The organism is Pseudomonas sp. FME51 (assembly GCF_014897305.1).
In genome coordinates, this window is the sequence record NZ_JABUYN010000006.1 from 48,032 (window position 1) to 65,882 (window position 17,851).

The 17,851-nt window shown below is 58.6% G+C and carries 17 protein-coding genes; 3 read left to right on the forward strand and 14 right to left on the reverse strand.

Annotated elements, in window-relative coordinates; genetic code table 11:
• Positions 1-47: 47 nt before the first annotated feature.
• The 10 genes from trpA to leuC all read right to left on the reverse strand — a co-directional run bounded on the left by trpA (position 48) and on the right by leuC (position 12,106).
• Positions 48-851, reverse strand: coding sequence for a tryptophan synthase subunit alpha (gene trpA, locus INT39_RS12100; protein WP_193074184.1), 804 nt, complete (start codon positions 849-851; stop codon positions 48-50).
• Positions 852-860: 9 nt separating this feature from the next.
• Positions 861-2,078 (reverse strand): tryptophan synthase subunit beta, encoded by a 1,218-nt coding sequence (gene trpB, locus INT39_RS12105; protein WP_193074185.1) that lies wholly within the window; start codon positions 2,076-2,078, stop codon positions 861-863.
• Entirely contained in the window at positions 2,071-2,691 is a 621-nt protein-coding gene (locus tag INT39_RS12110; RefSeq protein WP_193074186.1) for a phosphoribosylanthranilate isomerase, read from the reverse strand. The genes trpB and INT39_RS12110 overlap by 8 nt, the downstream gene beginning before the upstream one ends.
• 60 nt (positions 2,692-2,751) lie before the next feature.
• Positions 2,752-3,606 (reverse strand): tRNA pseudouridine(38-40) synthase TruA, encoded by an 855-nt coding sequence (truA, locus tag INT39_RS12115; protein ID WP_193074187.1) that lies wholly within the window; start codon positions 3,604-3,606, stop codon positions 2,752-2,754.
• Between the two features lie 3 nt (positions 3,607-3,609).
• Positions 3,610-6,387 carry a FimV family protein gene (locus INT39_RS12120; RefSeq protein ID WP_193074188.1) on the reverse strand — a complete coding sequence of 926 codons (2,778 nt, stop codon included), beginning with the start codon at positions 6,385-6,387 and terminating at the stop codon, positions 3,610-3,612.
• Positions 6,388-6,552: 165 nt separating this feature from the next.
• Positions 6,553-7,575 (reverse strand): aspartate-semialdehyde dehydrogenase, encoded by a 1,023-nt coding sequence (locus INT39_RS12125; protein ID WP_193074189.1) that lies wholly within the window; start codon positions 7,573-7,575, stop codon positions 6,553-6,555.
• 93 nt (positions 7,576-7,668) lie between these two features.
• Positions 7,669-8,781, reverse strand: a complete 1,113-nt coding sequence (gene asd, locus INT39_RS12130) for an aspartate-semialdehyde dehydrogenase (RefSeq protein WP_193074190.1) — start codon at positions 8,779-8,781, stop codon at positions 7,669-7,671.
• An 80-nt stretch (positions 8,782-8,861) separates the two neighbouring features.
• Positions 8,862-9,944 carry a 3-isopropylmalate dehydrogenase gene (leuB, locus tag INT39_RS12135; protein WP_193074191.1) on the reverse strand — a complete coding sequence of 361 codons (1,083 nt, stop codon included), beginning with the start codon at positions 9,942-9,944 and terminating at the stop codon, positions 8,862-8,864.
• An 84-nt stretch (positions 9,945-10,028) separates the two neighbouring features.
• Entirely contained in the window at positions 10,029-10,676 is a 648-nt protein-coding gene (leuD, locus tag INT39_RS12140) for a 3-isopropylmalate dehydratase small subunit (RefSeq protein WP_193074192.1), read from the reverse strand.
• Entirely contained in the window at positions 10,673-12,106 is a 1,434-nt protein-coding gene (gene leuC, locus INT39_RS12145; protein ID WP_193074193.1) for a 3-isopropylmalate dehydratase large subunit, read from the reverse strand. Before leuC ends, leuD begins: the two co-directional genes overlap by 4 nt.
• A 141-nt stretch (positions 12,107-12,247) precedes the next feature.
• Between leuC and INT39_RS12150 the strand changes: the two genes are divergently transcribed.
• Together INT39_RS12150 and INT39_RS12155 are read left to right on the forward strand one after the other, a co-directional pair.
• Complete coding sequence (locus INT39_RS12150; RefSeq protein WP_193074194.1) at positions 12,248-13,153, forward strand: LysR family transcriptional regulator; 906 nt, start codon at positions 12,248-12,250, stop codon at positions 13,151-13,153.
• 80 nt (positions 13,154-13,233) lie between these two features.
• Positions 13,234-13,770, forward strand: a complete 537-nt coding sequence (locus tag INT39_RS12155; RefSeq protein ID WP_193074195.1) for a glycine zipper 2TM domain-containing protein — start codon at positions 13,234-13,236, stop codon at positions 13,768-13,770.
• 71 nt (positions 13,771-13,841) lie between these two features.
• Here the strand turns inward: INT39_RS12155 and INT39_RS12160 are convergent, their stop codons facing one another.
• Positions 13,842-14,726, reverse strand: coding sequence for a LysR family transcriptional regulator (locus tag INT39_RS12160; RefSeq protein ID WP_193074196.1), 885 nt, complete (start codon positions 14,724-14,726; stop codon positions 13,842-13,844).
• 108 nt (positions 14,727-14,834) lie between these two features.
• Between INT39_RS12160 and INT39_RS12165 the strand changes: the two genes are divergently transcribed.
• Positions 14,835-15,608 (forward strand): ferredoxin--NADP reductase, encoded by a 774-nt coding sequence (locus tag INT39_RS12165; RefSeq protein WP_193074197.1) that lies wholly within the window; start codon positions 14,835-14,837, stop codon positions 15,606-15,608.
• A gap of 118 nt (positions 15,609-15,726) precedes the next feature.
• On the opposite strand, the gene INT39_RS12170 is transcribed toward INT39_RS12165, so the two are convergent.
• The 3 genes from INT39_RS12170 to aroC all read right to left on the reverse strand — a co-directional run bounded on the left by INT39_RS12170 (position 15,727) and on the right by aroC (position 17,843).
• Positions 15,727-16,491 carry an SDR family oxidoreductase gene (locus INT39_RS12170; protein WP_193074198.1) on the reverse strand — a complete coding sequence of 255 codons (765 nt, stop codon included), beginning with the start codon at positions 16,489-16,491 and terminating at the stop codon, positions 15,727-15,729.
• Positions 16,488-16,673: a PLDc N-terminal domain-containing protein gene (locus INT39_RS12175; RefSeq protein WP_193074199.1), complete on the reverse strand. Its 186-nt coding sequence runs from the start codon at positions 16,671-16,673 to the stop codon at positions 16,488-16,490. Before INT39_RS12175 ends, INT39_RS12170 begins: the two co-directional genes overlap by 4 nt.
• 78 nt (positions 16,674-16,751) lie before the next feature.
• Positions 16,752-17,843, reverse strand: a complete 1,092-nt coding sequence (gene aroC, locus INT39_RS12180; protein ID WP_193074200.1) for a chorismate synthase — start codon at positions 17,841-17,843, stop codon at positions 16,752-16,754.
• Between the last annotated feature and the right edge of the window lie 8 nt (positions 17,844-17,851).

A 17,851-nucleotide genomic window follows, 5' to 3' on the forward strand; every position in this document is an offset into this window, starting at 1 on the left:
TCCTTATCTGTTGTCTGCTTCACCAAAATAGTCGAATTCGCTGTCGCTCAGCGATCCATGGCTGTCCGCATCTCGCGGATGACTGCTGTGATGCCGGCCCGGGCCTGTACAGGATCACCCACATGCGCGGCAATCTGTTTGACCAAGACTGAGCCGACCACCACGCCGTCCGCTACAGCGCCAACGGCAGCGGCAGCGGCGCCATCGGCAATACCGAAACCGACACCGATCGGCAGATCGGTAACAGTTCGCAGCTGCTCCAGCTTTTCTGCTACTTCGGTGACGTTCAGCGCAGCCGATCCGGTCACACCTTTCAATGAAACATAATAGACATAACCGCTTGCCAGCTCACAGATTTTACGTGCACGGGCCAGGGTAGTGGTCGGTGCCAGCAGGAAAATGCAGTCCAGACCGTACTCACGGAACAGCGGCACGACCTCTTCAGCTTCTTCCGGCGGCAGATCCACAGTCAGCACACCATCAATTCCCGCTTCCGCTGCCTGCTTGGCAAAGGCCTGATAGCCCATGCGCTCCATCGGGTTCAGATAGCCCATCAGTACCACCGGGGTGGTCTGGTTGGTGGTGCGAAACGCACGGACCATATCCAGTACATCACGCAGGCTGACGTTGTGCGCCAACGCCCGCTCCATGGCCAGCTGGATAACCGGGCCATCAGCCATAGGATCGGAAAAGGGAATCCCCAGTTCAATCACATCAACCCCAGCCTCGACCAGCTCATGCATCAACGGCAGGGTCATTTCCGGGTTCGGGTCACCGGCGGTGAAATACGGGATCAGCGCCTTGCGGCCATTGGCGCGCAAGGTATCAAAACACTGTTTAATTCGGCTCATGTCATACCTTCAAATGCTGATGCCGTCGATACCGGCGACAGTATGGATGTCCTTGTCGCCGCGACCGGACAGGTTCACCACGATGATCTGGTCAGGCCGCATTGTTGCAGCCAGCTTCATCGCATAGGCAACGGCGTGACTGGATTCCAGTGCCGGCATGATGCCTTCAACCTGGGTCAACTCGCGGAATGCAGCCAACGCCTCAGTGTCGGTGGCGTCAACGTAATCAACTCGCCCGATATCCTTCAACCAACTGTGCTCTGGTCCCACACCAGGGTAATCGAGGCCAGCGGATACCGAATGAGTCTCGATGATCTGCCCGTTCTCATCCGACATCAGATAAGTACGATTGCCATGCAACACGCCAGGCAGACCGCCATTCAAGGGCGCCGCGTGGCGTCCGGTATCGAGCCCGTCACCGGCGGCTTCGACGCCATACATGGCGACGCTCTGGTCTTCCAGGAACGGATGGAACAGGCCGATGGCGTTGGAGCCACCGCCCACGCAGGCAACCAGCGCATCAGGCAGACGGCCGGCCTGCGCCAAGCACTGTTCACGAGCCTCGCGGCCGATCACACACTGGAAGTCACGGACCAGCTTGGGATAAGGGTGTGGGCCGGCAACGGTGCCTATGATGTAGAAAGTGTCATCGATGTTGGTCACCCAGTCGCGCATGGCTTCGTTCATCGCATCTTTGAGCGTCTTGGAACCGGAGGTGACCGGAATCACCTCGGCGCCCAGCAGCTTCATGCGATACACGTTCAGTGCCTGTCGCTTGACGTCCTCAGCGCCCATGTACACCTGGCACTTCAGGCCCAGGCGCGCAGCAACCGTAGCCGTAGCCACGCCGTGCTGGCCAGCGCCGGTCTCGGCAATCACCCGGGGCTTGCCCATATGCTTGGCCAGCAGGGCCTGACCAATAGTGTTGTTCACCTTATGCGCGCCGGTGTGGTTCAGGTCTTCACGCTTGAGCCATATCTGCGCACCACCAACTTTTTCGGTCAGCCGTTCGGCGAAGTAAAGCGGTGATGGCCGACCTACATAGTGAGCCAGATCGCGATCGAACTCGGCCTGGAAGTCGGGATCTTTTGACAGCTTTTCATACAGAACTTCGAGTTCTTCGAGAGCATCCATCAGCGTCTCGGAAACAAAGCGGCCGCCGTAGGGACCAAAGTGGCCACGCTGATCGGGCACGCTTGCATAATCGATAGGGGTTGAATCAGACACGCTTCACCTCATGAATAAAAGCGTTGATTTTGTCGACATCCTTGATTCCCTTGGCAGCTTCGACGCCACCACTGACATCCACTGCCCATGGCGCTGTCATGTCGATGGCCTGGCGCACATTGTCCGCCTGCAGGCCTCCCGCCAGCACCAGCGTCCAGGAACGTTGTGAAGGAATCATCGACCAGTCAAAGGTCTCTCCGGTACCACCCGGCACGCCGGGCTTGTAACTGTCCAGCAAAATGCCGCTGGCGCCTGGCCAATTGGCGGCCAGCGCATTCAGGTCATCCCCAGGGCGCACCCGCACCGCCTTGAGGTAGGGCCGGGCAAAGCGCTGGCAGAAAGAATCAGGTTCATCGCCATGAAACTGCAACAGATCCAGTGGCACCTGCTCCAGTACGGCATGAATGGCAGTTTCAGACGCATCGACGAACAGACCGACCACAGTGACAAAGGGCGGCAGCGCCTGAGCGATGGCCCTGGCCTGATCGATGCTGACTGCACGCGGGCTGGCGGCATGAAATACCAGACCAATGGCATCAGCTCCGGCCTGAGCTGCCGCCAGAGCATCCTCCACCCGGGTAATGCCACAGATTTTGATACGCGCCATAGGCAAATCACAGACTCTGAATGGGTAAGGCAGACGATAGTAGCAGATCAGCCCAGAGGGCGTCAGTCAGTCCGATTCATTGAGTGCCGATAGAAAATGCGGGCCCAGATAGCGTTTGGGCAGGTCGAAATGCTCGGCATAGGTGACATCGACCAGATATAAACCATACGCCGGCGCGGTCAGCCCGCCGGTCCGACGATTGCGCGCATGCAATATCTCACCGGCCCAATCGATCGGTCGCTCGCCACAGCCTATCTGCATCAGCACGCCGGCAATGTTACGCACCATATGGTGTAGAAAGGCACTGGCACGGATATCCAGCACAATGAACTTGCCGAAACGTACCAGCTTGAGATGGTGAATGGTCTTTACCGGAGATTTGGCCTGACAGGCGACAGCCCGATATGACGTGAAGTCGTGCTCCCCCACCAGCACCTGCGCGGCTTCCTGCATGCGCTCGATATCCAGCGGCCGATAGTTCCAGGTAACTTCACGTCCAAGCTGCGCCGGACGCACCGGATCGTTGTATATCACATACCGGTAGCGCCGTGCCTTAGCCGAAAAGCGTGCATGGAAATCCATGCCCACCGGCTTGGCCCAGACCAAGCTGATATCGTGAGGAAGATTGGCATTGGCGCCATGGAACCAGTTCATCGGCTCACGCTTGGCCGTGCTGTCGAAGTGGATGATCTGACAGGATGCATGCACTCCGGCGTCGGTACGCCCCGCACAGAACAGCTGGATCGGATGGTTGGCGACCCGCGACAGGGCCTTCTCGACGGCCTCCTGAACACTCCGTACGCCGGACTGCTGACGCTGCCATCCGCGATAGGCTGTGCCGCTGTATTCAACGCAGGCAGCCACCCTTGAAACAACAGCGGCCGCCTCGGAGGCGGCCGCATCTACAGTTGTACTACTCATCTATCAGCCAATCTGCCCTATCATTTCGCGAGCGTCCTGCTGCTGTTGTTCGTTCCCTTCTTCAACCACTTCGGCGAGGATATCACGCGCACCTTCTTCGTCGCCCATGTCGATATAGGCTCGGGCAAGATCCAGTTTGGTGGCGCACTCATCGGTATCCGACAGGAAGTCGAAGTCATCATCATCCAGGCTGTCGGCTGGCATGCGTTCCTCATTGAAGGCAGTTCCAGATCCCGCGCTCGCGTCATCCTGCACAGACGCCTGGTCGGCATTATCGTCGCCGGCGGCTTCCTCTGCATGCATGACCGATTGCAACTCGACCTCGAAACCAGCCAGATCTTCATCGGTGAGCGTGAAGTTGTCATCGCCTTCCGCTGTTTCCGCGTCGTTCCGTGCAGCCAGATTCATCGCCTCGAACTCGGCCAACAGGTTATCCGCCTGCAGCTCGTCATTCAGATCCAGCTCGAAGTCATCGTTCGGTGTCGCCATTTGAGTTTCGAGCGGCTCCACGGAGTCCGGGGTGCTCTCGAACATGTCCATATCCGTGCTTGCCGATGCAGGGCCTGACAGCTCTTCATCCAGATCGAAGTCCAGATCGAAGCCGACTTCCTGCTCATCGGCCGAATCCGCCAGTGAAGCCGCTGCGTCCTTTTCCAAGCCGAAATCACTGAAGTCGAATTCGTCTGCACCTGTATCCAGTGCAATGGCTTCGCCATCGTTCTCGATCGCAGGAGCCTCGTCCAGGAACTCTACCGGAGACTCCTCTTCCGCCGCTTCACTGCCATCAATCATCAACGCTGCCCCTGTCATCAGGCCAGCCGCCATCAGAGGATAACGGGCATTCATCATTTCCACCGAGGCATCCGCCACACCCATGCGGCGCAAAGCTTCAGCCTGAGCGGAGTAGCCCTGTGGATTTTCCCGCAGCGCTTCAACCTCCATCATCTTCAGGCGCAGGTCGGTACGTTCCGGCTCCTCATAGATGGCTGACTGCAGAGCATCGGCAGCCTGATCCAGCTTGCCATAGGCGATCAGAGCATCTGCTTCGACCAGCGGGTCCTCGGCGATGCCCACATTCTCCTGCTCATTCTGCGCATTGGCCAACGCCACATTGAAATCACTTTCGTCGCTTTCGCTGCTCTCGTCGCTGGATACGGACTGAGCGATGAAGTTGTCAGCCAGCTCGGCTTCACGACGGGCATTGCGGCGGGCAACTGCCATCAGAATCAACAGCAATAGCAACAGGGCTACAACACCGGCGCCCAGCAACAGGCTCTGGTTCTGCATGAACCGCTGCAGCAGGGCTTCCGGTGATTTACTGTCCATTCGCGCCTCCTCGCCAGCCGGTACAATCGGTGCTGGTTGCACCGGAGTAATGGCGCTGTCGGGCTGCGCAGGTGATTGTTCGGCTGGAGTAGCCAGCGGCGCTACGGCTACCTGTTCTTCGTCAGCATTCGTCTCCCCGGCATCTTCAGTCTCACCGGATTCGGCGTCAGTCTCCGCTGCAGCCTCTGACTCCACCGAGAGATCGGCTTCAACCGGCTCGTCGGCCAGCGCCGGGGTGTCTACCAGCGCAGTGTCAATCTGGGCATTTTCTTCCGGAACCGGCAGGATATCGGGTAGCTCGCCATTACCGCTCAGCTCGCTCTGGAGCGCAGCCAGTTGCGCATCCTTGAGTTCAAGCAGGCGCTGCAACGTTTCCAGCTGGCCCTGAATATCGGCCAACCGCTCATTGAGCTCATTCTTTTCCCGCTCGGTGGAATCCAACTGTTCCTCGGTACGGTCCAGGGCATCACGCAGGCCACCGTTCTCGCCATCTGCTGCCGAGTCGGTGTTGTTCTCACTGGCCTCGTCAGTACCGGAAACCAGACGCAGGGAGTCTTCGTTGCGCGTTTGTGCAGGTGCCGCACCAGCCACGTCCCGCTCACGCGCATCCAGCTGCCGTGGCGCCGGCTCGGTAGCTGGCCGACGATTCTGCCAGGCAGCCGTCTGGCTGGCGACCTGCGCCACTGCATCAGCGCTGCTGCGCGTAGCGGCCTGCTCTGCAGTCGGCAAGGTCAGCGTCTGGTCAGCTCTGAGACTGTTGATATTACTACCGATAAAGGCGGTGGGATTCAGATCCTGAATCGCCAGCATGGTCTGGTGCACACTGGCACCTTCCGGGCGACTCTTCAGGGCGATATCCCACAGGGTATCGGCACGCGAGGTCTTCCACTCACCGGAAGCCGGGCCGGCAGACGCGTTCGCCGAAGCAGCAACGCCAGACGCCGCGCTGGCGGCCGGCTGGGATGCGGATGATACTGGAGCTGGACGGGTTATATTGCCGGAAGCTGAACTCGTCGGACGGGCTATAGGGGCACTGGCGGCGACAGGCGCCGGCTGATACAGAGGCGGATCCAGCAGCAAGGTGAATTCACGCAACACCCGTCCGGAGGGCCAGCGCACTTCCATCAGGAAGTTCAGGTAGGGCTCCTTGACCGGGCGGGTCGAAGTCACCCTGATGACGGCTTTGCCGTCTTGCCTGACAACTGGAGTAAACGTCAGGTCGGTGAGGAAGAACGAACGATCGATGCCGGCCTTGCCGAAGTCATCGGGCGACGCCAGTACCGAGCGAATTTCACTGCTGCTGAGATCGCGGACCTGCAGCAGCTCAATTTCGGCATCCAATGGCTGATTCAAGGCTGACCGCAGGTTAATCTCTCCAACCCCCAGCGCCTGGACCATATTGGATGACATCAGGGCACTAGCTGCGGCGACAGCCAAAACCAGTTTGCGAACCATAGCGAAGATCCTTTGCTTTATCGTTTTACACGCGTCCATGAACTCCATCACCGCACTACCGGTTCTCCTCCCACCGGCAACCGGCAATCTGACATCAGTCAAACCAAATCAGTGTCTGCCCGGACAATCCTTGAGTGATTGTTACAAATCCGCAGCAAGTATCGATTACAAATGGTCTTTTATCAATAACTCTGCGACAGCAAGGCTGTTAAGTGCGACACCTTTGCGAAGATTATCAGACACAAGCCACATACTGATACTGATCGGATCAAAAGAATCCTGCCGTAGCCGACCCACCCAGACCTGATCGGTGCCGGTGGCGTCGGCTACCGGTGTGGGATAACCGCCGGCAGCGGGTTTATCGAGCAATTTGATGCCGGGAGCCTTGCGCAGCAGGGTCGCGGCACGCTTGGCAGTCAGCTCTTCGCGTGTGCGGATCTGCATCACCTGGGCGCTGCCAAAGAACGTCGGCACCAGAACACAGGTAGCGGATACCGGCAACTGAGGCAATTCCAGTATGCGGCGAACATCCTCAGCCAACTGCAGCTCTACCTGACTATTGCCGTTTTCGTCCACCTCACCGATCCGCGGTATCAGATTGAATGCGGCCTGCTTCTCCAGCTTGCCCTTCTCCGCCGGCTGACCATTGAGCAGACGACCAGTCTGCAGCGCCAGAGCTTCGACCTCGTCACCACCCAGAGTCGACATGGACTGATAGGTAGCCAGGGTAACGGCCTGCAAACCCGCCTGAGCAACCAAGGGCTGCAAGGCAGTCACTGTCTGTACTACCTGAGCATCCGGGCAGGCAACAATACCGCCACGCGCACGCACACCCTGCAGCGCCGCAGGGTTTACATCGGCCACTACCAGCGGGACGGATGTGTCATGCCGGAACGCACCGCCGGCATCCACCACCAGACAGCCGGCCGCAACCGCCTGCGCTGCCCAGCCCGTCGCCAGCTCGGGGTCGACGAACAACACCAGCGCCACCTGTGAAAAATCAAATCGCTCCAGCGGCTCGACACGCTGACTCTGCCCCTTGAGCATGGGCCGGCTACCGGCACGATCTTCGATATCCAGCAGATGAATCCGAGCGAAGGAAAAGTCATGATCATCCAGCACATTCAGCAGTGCTTCACCTGCCAGGCCGCTCACACCTACAATCGCCACATCACCGGTCTTGCTCATAAATACTCTTTTCTCGAATGAATCCTGAAAACACAAAGGGCACCCCCGCCAAACGGGGGTGCCCCAATTATTGGTTCCTGCCCGGAGAGAGAGTCAACCCTCGAGCAGAATCCGCAGCATGCGCCGCAGCGGCTCGGCAGCGCCCCAGAGCAGCTGGTCACCCACGGTAAAGGCCGACAGGTACTGCGCCCCCATGTTGAGCTTGCGCAGGCGGCCGACCGGCACTTTCAGCGTTCCGGTCACGGCAGTCGGAGTGAGGTCACGCATAGTGGCCTCTTTTTCGTTCGGAATCACTTTCGACCAGGGGTTGTGCGCATCCAGCATGGCTTCGATATCCGCCAGCGGCACATCCTTGTTCAACTTGATGGTCAGCGCCTGACTATGACAGCGCATGGCGCCAATACGCACACAGATCCCGTCGACCGGAATCGGACGAGCACTGCGACCGATGATCTTGTTGGTTTCTGCCTGGGCCTTCCACTCTTCGCGGCTCTGACCACTGGGCAGCTGCTTGTCGATCCAGGGGATCAAGCTGCCGGCCAGGGGAACACCGAAGTGCTCGGCTGGGAAGCTGTCATCACGCAGGGTTGCAGCAACCTGACGATCGATATCCAGGATGGCACTGGCCGGATCAGCCAGCTTGTCGGCAACCGAACCGTTGATCACACCCATCTGATTGATCAACTCGCGCATATTCTGCGCACCGGAGCCACTGGCTGCCTGATAAGTCATGGCAGTCATCCATTCGACCAAGCCATTCTCGAACAGACCGCCAAGCCCCATCAGCATCAGACTGACGGTGCAGTTGCCTCCGACGAAGGTCTTGATACCGTCACGCACGGCCTGATCGATGTTCCGACGGTTGACCGGATCCAGCACGATGATCGACTCATCTTCCATGCGCAGCGCGGAGGCAGCGTCGATCCAGTAGCCTTTCCAGCCTTCAGCGCGCAGCTTGGGGTAGACAGCGTTGGTGTAATCGCCACCCTGACAGGTGATGATGATGTCCATGGGCTTGAGGGCTTCGATGTCGTAAGCATCCTTCAGCTCGGGAATCCCCTTGCCGATGTCCGGTCCGGTGCCACCCACGTTGGATGTGGTGAAAAACACCGGATCAATGGATGCAAAATCATTCTCTTCACGCATGCGCTGCATGAGCACGGAACCCACCATGCCCCGCCAGCCGATCAAACCAACTTGTTTCATAACTACAACCCCCCGTGGGGTGAAAATTCCTGACAGTTGTACCCGGCCAGTGCCGGGTACAAATTAAGCAATGCGACAGGTTACAGGTTTTTCAACGCCGAGACCACGGCGTCACCCATTTCCCGAGTGCCAACCTGACGGCAGCCAGCGGCCATGATGTCACCGGTGCGCAGGCCCTGGTCCAGCACCTGACTGACCGCTTTCTCGATGGCATCGGCTGCAACGGCTTCAGCAAAACTGTAACGCAGCATCATTGATACCGAGAGAATGGTGGCCAGCGGGTTGGCAATGCCTTGCCCGGCGATATCCGGCGCACTGCCGTGACAGGGCTCGTACATACCCTTGCTCTGCGCATTCAAGGAGGCCGATGGCAGCATGCCGATGGAGCCAGTGAGCATGGATGCCTGATCCGACAGAATGTCCCCGAACATGTTGTCGGTAACGATCACATCGAACTGTTTGGGCGCACGGACCAGCTGCATGGCGGCGTTGTCGACATACATGTGCGACAGCTCGACATCCGGGTAGTCCTTGGCCACTTCCTCCACCACTTCGCGCCACAGCTGACTGGACGCCAGCACGTTGGCCTTGTCCACCGAGCACAGCTTCTTGCTGCGCAGGCGGGCCATGTCGAAACCGACAGTGGCGATGCGGCGGATCTCGCTTTCGCTGTAGGGCAAGGTGTCATAGGCCTGACGCTCGCCATTATCCAACACCCGGCGCTCACGCGGCTGACCAAAGTAGATACCACCGGTCAGCTCACGAACGATAAGGATATCGAGGCCGGAAACCACCTCGGGTTTGAGGGTGGACGCCTCGGCCAGTTGCGGATACAGCAGCGCCGGACGCAGGTTGCCGAACAGCTGCAACTGCGAACGTATCTTCAGCAGCCCGCGCTCGGGGCGCAGCGCAGGATCAATAGTGTCCCACTTAGGACCACCAACGGCACCCAGCAGAATGGCATCAGCCTGGCGCGCACGCTCCAGTGTCTCGTCTGCCAGCGGCGTGCCGTAGCGATCATAGGCCGCACCGCCCAGATCGTCATAGCTTAGCTCGACGCCCAGGTTGTATTTTTCACTGGCGGCGTCCAGTACCTTGACCGCTTCAGCAACAATTTCCGGGCCGATACCGTCGCCGGGAAGAATCAGAATGTTCTTTGACATATTTTCGTAAGCCTTTGATTTCTTATATCTGAAGCCGGAGTACGCGAAACCGAAACGGTCGGCGACTCCGGCTTCCGAGTCAATTCACTTGATCGCACCGAACAGCCACGGCTGCGCCTGGCGGTGCTTCTCTTCGAATATGCGAACGGCGTCGGCGTCCTGCAGCGTCAGGCCGATATCATCCAGGCCATTCAACAGACAGTGCTTGCGGAAAGCGTCGATCTCGAAACCGTAGCTTTTGCCGTCGGGGCGGACCACCGCTTGCGCTTCCAGGTCGACGGTCAGCTGATAGCCTTCTTCCGCCTCGGCCTGAGCAAAGAGCTCATCGATATCTTCTTCTGCCAAAACAATAGGTAACAAGCCATTTTTAAAGCTGTTATTAAAGAAGATATCCGCAAAGCTCGATGCCAGCACCGCACGAAAACCATACTCATCGAGGGCCCAGGGCGCATGTTCACGGCTGGAGCCGCAGCCGAAGTTTTCCCGCGCCAGCAATACACTGGCACCTTGGTAACGCGGCTGGTTGAGGACGAAATTCGGATTCAGCGGACGGGTGGAATTGTCCTGCCCCGGGTAGCCTTCATCCAGGTAGCGCCACTCGTCGAACAGATTGGCGCCAAAACCGGTGCGCTTGATCGATTTGAGAAACTGCTTCGGAATGATCTGATCGGTATCCACGTTGGCGCGATCCAATGGTGCAACCAGCCCGGTGTGTTTGGTAAAGGCCTTCATGCCGTCGCCTCCTCTCTGAGCATCTCTCGTACATCAACGAAATGGCCAGCAATCGCTGCCGCTGCTGCCATGGCCGGACTGACCAGGTGCGTGCGTCCGCCATTACCCTGCCGACCTTCAAAGTTACGGTTGGAGGTCGACGCGCAATGCTCTCCCGCCTGCAGTCGGTCGGGATTCATCGCCAGGCACATGGAGCACCCGGGATCACGCCACTCAAAACCCGCGGCCTTGAAGATCACATCCAGTCCTTCGCGCTCAGCCTGTTCCTTGACCAACCCCGAGCCCGGAACCACCATCGCCTGCTTGATGGTGTTGGCCACCTTGCGACCCTTGACCACGATCGAGGCGGCACGCAGATCTTCGATCCGCGAGTTGGTGCAAGAACCGATGAACACGCGATCAAGAGCAATGGAGGTGATCGGCTGATTGGCTTCCAGCCCCATGTATTGCAGCGCACGCTGATAACCACTGCGCTTGACTGGATCGGTTTCTTCTGCCGGATCCGGCACGTTGGCATCCACCGCCACGACCATTTCCGGTGAAGTACCCCAGGATACCTGGGGCTGAATCTGCGCAGCATCCAGCTCGACCACAGTATCGAACTCGGCATCGGCGTCGGATACCAGATCCTGCCAGGCGATCACGGCATTATTCCAATCCTCGCCTTTGGGCGAGTAAGGACGGTCCTTGACGTAGGCGACGGTTTTCTCGTCGCAGGCAACCAAGCCTACGCGAGCGCCGGCCTCGATAGCCATGTTGCAGACGGTCATGCGCCCTTCCATTGACAGGCTGCGAATTGCCGAGCCGGCGAATTCGATGGCATGCCCGTTACCACCAGCCGTTCCTATCTTGCCGATCACGGCCAACACTATGTCCTTGGCCGTCACGCCAAAGCCCAGCTCGCCTTCGACCTTGACCAGCATATTCTTCATTTTCTTGGCGACCAGACACTGGGTGGCCAATACGTGCTCAACCTCGGACGTGCCGATACCATGAGCCAGGGCACCAAAGGCACCGTGGGTGGCAGTATGCGAGTCGCCGCAGACGATGGTCATGCCGGGCAGAGTGGCACCCTGTTCAGGCCCCACCACATGCACGATACCCTGGCGCCGGTCGGTCATATGGAATTCCATGATGCCGAAATCGCGACAGTTGTCATCCAGTGTAGTGACCTGCAACTTGGAGACCTGATCTTCGATACCGGCAGTACCTGCGGCACGGTTGATCGTGGGTACGTTGTGGTCGGGCGTCGCCAGGTTGGCGTCGATGCGCCATGGCTTCCGGGCGGCCAGACGCAACCCCTCGAAGGCCTGAGGTGAGGTAACTTCATGGAGCAGATGGCGGTCGATATACAACAACGCTGACCCATCGTCGCGCTGCTTGACCAGATGACTGTCCCAAAGCTTGTCGTAAAGCGTCTTGGCGGACATGCTTATCTCCTGAATCGGCTGATGACTGCGGTCACGGAAAACCCGGCGGCAGCTCTTTATTGACGAGATGATGGTAAAAGCTGGCAATCAATAACACAAATTCATTATATTCATGCATTGGATAACCAAACGGAATCCGTCATGGATACTGGCAACCTTATCGCCTTTCTTGCTGTCGCCGCCACAGGCTCCTTTTCGCGCGCGGCGGAGCAGCTGCATCTGACCCAACCGGCCATCAGCAAACGCATCGCCACCCTGGAGCAGCAGCTCGATGCACGTCTGTTCGACCGTATCGGCAAGCACATCGGCCTGACCGAGGCAGGACGAGCACTGAAACCCCGCGCCGAACTCATCATCCACACTCTGAACGACACGCGGCGCGCGCTGGATAACCTGTCATCCAGCATCAAGGGTCGGCTAAGCCTGGCCACCAGCCACCATATTGGCCTGCACCGATTGCCTCCGATACTGCGGCGTTTCACCAAGGCCTATCCCGGCGTGGTGCTGGATATTGAATTTCTCGATTCCGAAGTCGCCTACGAAAAGGTCTTGCATGGCGAAATAGAGCTGGCCGTAATTACCCTGGCCCCCGCAGTCGAAGCGCCGATCATTGCCACGCACATCTGGGATGATCATCTGGAGTTCGTCGTTGCACCCGAACACCCACTGGCCGAGAAGAACCCGGTGCAGCTGCAAGAGCTGGCCGCGTATCCGGCGGTGTTTCCAGGCATCAACACCTTTACTCACCGCGTGGTGGCTCAACTCTTTGACCAACACCATATCAAACCGCAGGTCAGCATGAGCACCAACTATATGGAAACCATAAAGATGATGGTCTCCATCGGCCTCGCCTGGAGCGTGCTGCCGCGGACCATGGTCGATTCACAGGTGCGGGCACTCGATATCCCCAACGCAGGACTGGTACGGCAACTCGGCTGCATTCACCACAGCGGGCGGACACTATCCAATGCCGGCCAGGCGCTCATCGAACTGCTGCGAGTGGAAGCAGCACAGGCTCTCGGCAACGCGGCGGAAAACCAAAGCTGAACTTGCAGACCACTATAAGGTCTCAGAAGTAGATTTGCGGATAACCGCATCAGACAAACGCAGTACACAGGGATTTCACCATGAATAAATCAATGTTGTCAGGTATCGTTATCGGCGCTGTAGTAGTCACTGCAGGAGGAGCCTTTGCCGGGTACAACGCGTTTTCCGACAAGACGCCGACCCATGCTCAGGTACTCAACGTTGTCGAAATAAAGGAAAACGAGCGCATTCCTCGCGAGGTATGCCAGCAGGTAACCGTGACCCGCCAGAAACCGGTCAAGGACCAGCATCAGGTATTGGGCAGCGTGGCCGGCGCGGTGATTGGCGGCGTGCTGGGTAATCAGGTGGGCGGCGGTACCGGCAAGAAGATCGCTACCGTGGCGGGCGCGGCTGCCGGAGGCTATGCCGGCAACAAGACTCAGGAACGCATCCAGTCCGGCAATACCTATACCACCACCGAACAGCGCTGCGAAACCGTGTACGACAACAAGGAAAACCTTGTTGGCTACCAGGTCGAATACAGCATCGGTGACGAGACCGGTACCGTGCGCATGAACAACCATCCCGGCGACAAGATCCCGCTGCAGGATGGCCAACTGGTGCTGGCTGGGCAGTAACAGCCTCGCTCACCTCTCAGGCCGGGCGCCCTGCCCGGCCTTTTCAAACCCCTCTCCGCTTCCTCCGCCTCCTATTGCTCCTCTTCCTGACACAATTCCAGCCAGCGGCGCATGCCCGCGCTGAGAAACTTGTTGCGGTGGCGCACAAAATACAAACCGCGCTGGAAGTCCCTATGAGGTACCGGCAGCGGCACCAGACTGCCACGACGAAAGGCATCATCCAGCGTGATCGCCGACAGACAACCCACGCCCAGCCCTGCCTCCACTGCCCGCTTGATCGCCTCGGTATGCTGCAGCTCCAACTTGATGTTCAGTTGAGGCAACAAACCATGCAAGGCCCATTCAAAGTTCTGCCGGGTACCGGACCCCTGCTCGCGGACTATCCACTCAGCCTGTAGCAGATCCTCGTCAGTCAGCCAGGGCTTGCCCGCCAGTTCATGGTCCGGCGCGCAGAACACCACCAGCTCATCGTCCCGCCAATGCAGCATCTTCAGATCCGGATGGCGCGTTTCACCTTCAATCAGGCCCAGATCCAGTTCAAAGTTTGCCAGCTTGCGGATGATGGTCGAGGTATTGGCCACCTCAAGCTCGACCCGCGCTCCGGATTGCTCCAGCATATAGCGCGCCATAATCCCGACCGCCAGATAGTTGCCGACACTCATGGTCGCTCCCACCCGCAAATGACCAATCTCCCGGTGCCCTCCCATTGCCGCCTCCAGGCCCCGCGCCTGCTCCAGCAGCGCCTCGGCCTTGGGACGAACGCTCTTGCCGAGTTCATTGAGCTGCAAACGCTTGCCAACCCTGTCGAACAGCTGGATGTTGAACTGGCCCTCCAGATCGCGCAGCGCACTGCTCGCGGCAGATTGCGACATCGCCAGGCTTTCCGCAGCACGCGTCAGGTTTTCATGAAAGGCTGCAGCCAAGAAGACTTCCAACTGCCGGAGGGTATATTTCATTATCGGTTTTACCGTTTATAGTTAGAAAAATAAGTCACTTAACCGGTAGGTTAGTCAAAGGGTAGAATGCACGCAATTCAAATATCAAAGATCCCTAGGGAGGGAATGATGTCCAAATTCAAGACCGAGCGTGTCCTCAGTGTGCATCACTGGACCGACACTTTGTTCTCGTTCAAGACCACCCGTGATCCCGGGCTGCGCTTCAAAAACGGGCACTTCATCATGATCGGTCTGGAAGTGGACAGTCGCCCGCTGATGCGCGCCTACAGTATCGCCAGCCCGAACTACGAAGACACAATGGAGTTCTACAGCATCAAGGTGCCGGACGGCCCGCTGACCTCGCGCCTGCAGCATATCAAGGAAGGCGACAACATTATTATCAGCAGCAAGCCCACCGGCACGCTGGTACTGGACAACGTACTGTCCGGGCGCAACCTGTATCTGCTGAGCACCGGCACCGGCCTGGCGCCCTTCATCAGCATTATCCAGGACCCGGAAACCTATGAGCGTTTCGACAAGGTCATTCTCACCCATGGCTGCCGCTGGGTACGCGAACTGGCCTATCAGAAGCTGATCACCGAAGATCTGCCGAACCATGAGTATTTCGGCGAGCAGGTAAGCGAGCAACTGATCTACTATCCGACCGTGACCCGCGAACCCTATCGCAACGAAGGCCGCCTGTCGGATCTGATGACCAGCGGCAAGCTGTTCGAGGATATCGGCCTGCCCAAGCCGAACCTGGAAGATGACCGCTTCATGCTTTGCGGCAGCCCGGCCATGCTCAAGGACCTGACCGCCATTCTGGATAACTGGGGCTTCGAGGAATCCCGTCAGGGTGTGCAGGCGCATTACGCCATTGAGCGAGCTTTCGTCGAGAAATAAGCCCTGCACGACCGTCATCTCGGGCTGCTCGATTACACAACATGAGCGAGCAGCCCGGGATGGCAAAGCCAAAGCGTTTCCGCCATATCAAGTCTGCCGATGACTTTAGATCTGCAGCCTACTCTCGGTAGATCATCTGCCGGGTCATACCACCATCTGCAACGATATTCTGCCCAGTGATGAAAGCCGCTGCGGGACTCAATAAAAACGCCACTAATTCGCCCACATCTTCCGGCTGCCCCACCCTGCCGACGGCATGCTGCTCGTGGTCGACTTGCCGCAGCGGGTCACTGGCTTGAAAGGTTTCGGCGCGGGTATCAATCCAGCCAGGGCTTACCGCATTGACCCGCACTTCAGGGCCAAGACTCACCGCCATCGCATGGGTCAGCGCTACCAGCCCACCTTTGCTCGCCGCATAGACTTCGGTGTGCGGCTCCGACTGCAGGGCTCGCGTCGAGGCTATATTGACGATGGCACCTCCGCTGGCACGCAGTAGTTCGATACATTGCCGGGAGACCAGAAACGCTCCGGTCAGGTTGACCGCCAGCAGTCGATTCCAGTATTCAAGACTCAACTGCTCCAATGGGCCGCTATCCGGATCGGCAAGACCAGCATTATTGACGATACCGTCCAGTCGCCCGAAATCCTCCTCAATCAACTCGACAGCTGCCTGCACGCTAGCTTCATCAGCCACATCCAGCGGTACGAATTCCACCGTGCCCAGGCGCGCCAGCTCCTCGGCTGTGAGAAGCCCTTGCGCCTCATCCACATCACCCAGCACCACTGACCAGCCAGCACGCAGCAGGCTGGCAGCAATACCTTTTCCTATGCCACGTGCAGCCCCGGTTACCAGCGCCACGCGTACTTCATGCAGCTCGCTCATGGGCGCTTCGGTCCCTTGTGCCACCAGATAGCCCAGCCAGCCAGGGGCAACAGGGCCACCAAGGCAATCCAGCGTGTTTTGCCGCTACGCGATTCGGTGCTCTGAGCAATACTGCTGATGGCTGACAGCGCGATGAGCAGCAGCGCAATTGCGCCCATGACGACAATGAAATTGGTATTCATGCCCCCTCCATTCCAACTGCCCACCACTATAGAACATGGTCGGGCTGCATAATGAACGCTGGCCCGTGGCGGATCAGTTCAAAGCTGACCCAGTACCGGCGTATCAACCTGCACATCAGCGTTCTGTGCCCGGTGGCGCAGCAGATGATCCATCAGCACCATGGCCATCATCGCCTCAGCGATCGGCGTGGCACGAATGCCGACACAAGGGTCATGACGGCCTTTGGTAATCACCTCGACCGGGTTGCCCGCAACATCGATGGAGCGGCCCGGCGTAGTGATGCTGGAGGTCGGTTTGAGTGCCAGATGAGCGACAATCGGCTGACCGGAGGAAATTCCACCCAGTACACCGCCCGCGTGATTACTGACAAACCCTTCAGGGGTGAGCTCATCCCGATGTTCGGTGCCACGTTGTCTCACCGAGGCGAAGCCCGCGCCAATCTCGACGCCCTTGACCGCGTTGATATTCATCAGCGCATAGGCCAACTCAGCATCCAGACGATCAAACACCGGCTCGCCCAACCCCGGCGGCACGCCTTCGGCAATCACGGTGATTTTGGCACCCACCGAATCCTGATCCCGCCGCAGTTGATCCATATAGGTTTCAAGCTCCGGCACCTTGTCGGGATCAGGGCTGAAAAAGGCGTTCTGGCTGACCGCCTCCCAGCTCTTGAATGGAATCTCGATCGGCCCCAGCTGACTCATGTAACCGCGCACGGTAATGCCCTGGCTGGCCAGATACTTGCGCGCAATCGCTCCCGCCGCCACACGCATCGCCGTTTCCCGCGCCGACGAGCGTCCGCCACCACGGTAATCGCGAATGCCATATTTATGATGGTAGGTGTAGTCGGCATGGGCCGGACGAAACAGGTCCTTGATCGCGGAATAATCCTTGGACTTTTGATCGGTATTGCGGATCAGCAGCCCGATGGGGCAGCCGGTAGTGCGCCCTTCGAACACCCCGGAGAGAATCTCCACCTCATCCGGCTCCTGACGCTGGGTGGTATGTCGGCTGGTGCCGGGTTTGCGGCGATCCAGGTCCCGCTGCAGATCAGCGGCCGCCAGCGCCAGACCCGGTGGACACCCGTCAACGATGGCAACCAGGGCCGGACCGTGGCTTTCGCCGGCGGTAGTGACGGTAAACAGAGTGCCAAGGGTATTTCCGGCCATGCGCGCTA

Excerpts from the sequence above, each read along its gene's own strand:
- trpA (WP_193074184.1), bottom strand. The coding sequence starts at position 851 with ATGAGCCGAATTAAACAGTGTTTTGATACCTTGCGCGCCAATGGCCGC.
- truA (WP_193074187.1), bottom strand. The coding sequence starts at position 3,606 with ATGAGTAGTACAACTGTAGATGCGGCCGCCTCCGAGGCGGCCGCTGTT.
- INT39_RS12120 (WP_193074188.1), bottom strand. The coding sequence starts at position 6,387 with ATGGTTCGCAAACTGGTTTTGGCTGTCGCCGCAGCTAGTGCCCTGATG.
- INT39_RS12125 (WP_193074189.1), bottom strand. The coding sequence starts at position 7,575 with ATGAGCAAGACCGGTGATGTGGCGATTGTAGGTGTGAGCGGCCTGGCA.
- asd (WP_193074190.1), bottom strand. The coding sequence starts at position 8,781 with ATGAAACAAGTTGGTTTGATCGGCTGGCGGGGCATGGTGGGTTCCGTG.
- leuB (WP_193074191.1), bottom strand. The coding sequence starts at position 9,944 with ATGTCAAAGAACATTCTGATTCTTCCCGGCGACGGTATCGGCCCGGAA.
- leuD (WP_193074192.1), bottom strand. The coding sequence starts at position 10,676 with ATGAAGGCCTTTACCAAACACACCGGGCTGGTTGCACCATTGGATCGC.
- leuC (WP_193074193.1), bottom strand. The coding sequence starts at position 12,106 with ATGTCCGCCAAGACGCTTTACGACAAGCTTTGGGACAGTCATCTGGTC.
- INT39_RS12150 (WP_193074194.1), top strand. The coding sequence starts at position 12,248 with ATGGATACTGGCAACCTTATCGCCTTTCTTGCTGTCGCCGCCACAGGC.
- INT39_RS12155 (WP_193074195.1), top strand. The coding sequence starts at position 13,234 with ATGAATAAATCAATGTTGTCAGGTATCGTTATCGGCGCTGTAGTAGTC.
- INT39_RS12160 (WP_193074196.1), bottom strand. The coding sequence starts at position 14,726 with ATGAAATATACCCTCCGGCAGTTGGAAGTCTTCTTGGCTGCAGCCTTT.
- INT39_RS12165 (WP_193074197.1), top strand. The coding sequence starts at position 14,835 with ATGTCCAAATTCAAGACCGAGCGTGTCCTCAGTGTGCATCACTGGACC.
- INT39_RS12170 (WP_193074198.1), bottom strand. The coding sequence starts at position 16,491 with ATGAGCGAGCTGCATGAAGTACGCGTGGCGCTGGTAACCGGGGCTGCA.
- INT39_RS12175 (WP_193074199.1), bottom strand. The coding sequence starts at position 16,673 with ATGAATACCAATTTCATTGTCGTCATGGGCGCAATTGCGCTGCTGCTC.
- aroC (WP_193074200.1), bottom strand. The coding sequence starts at position 17,843 with ATGGCCGGAAATACCCTTGGCACTCTGTTTACCGTCACTACCGCCGGC.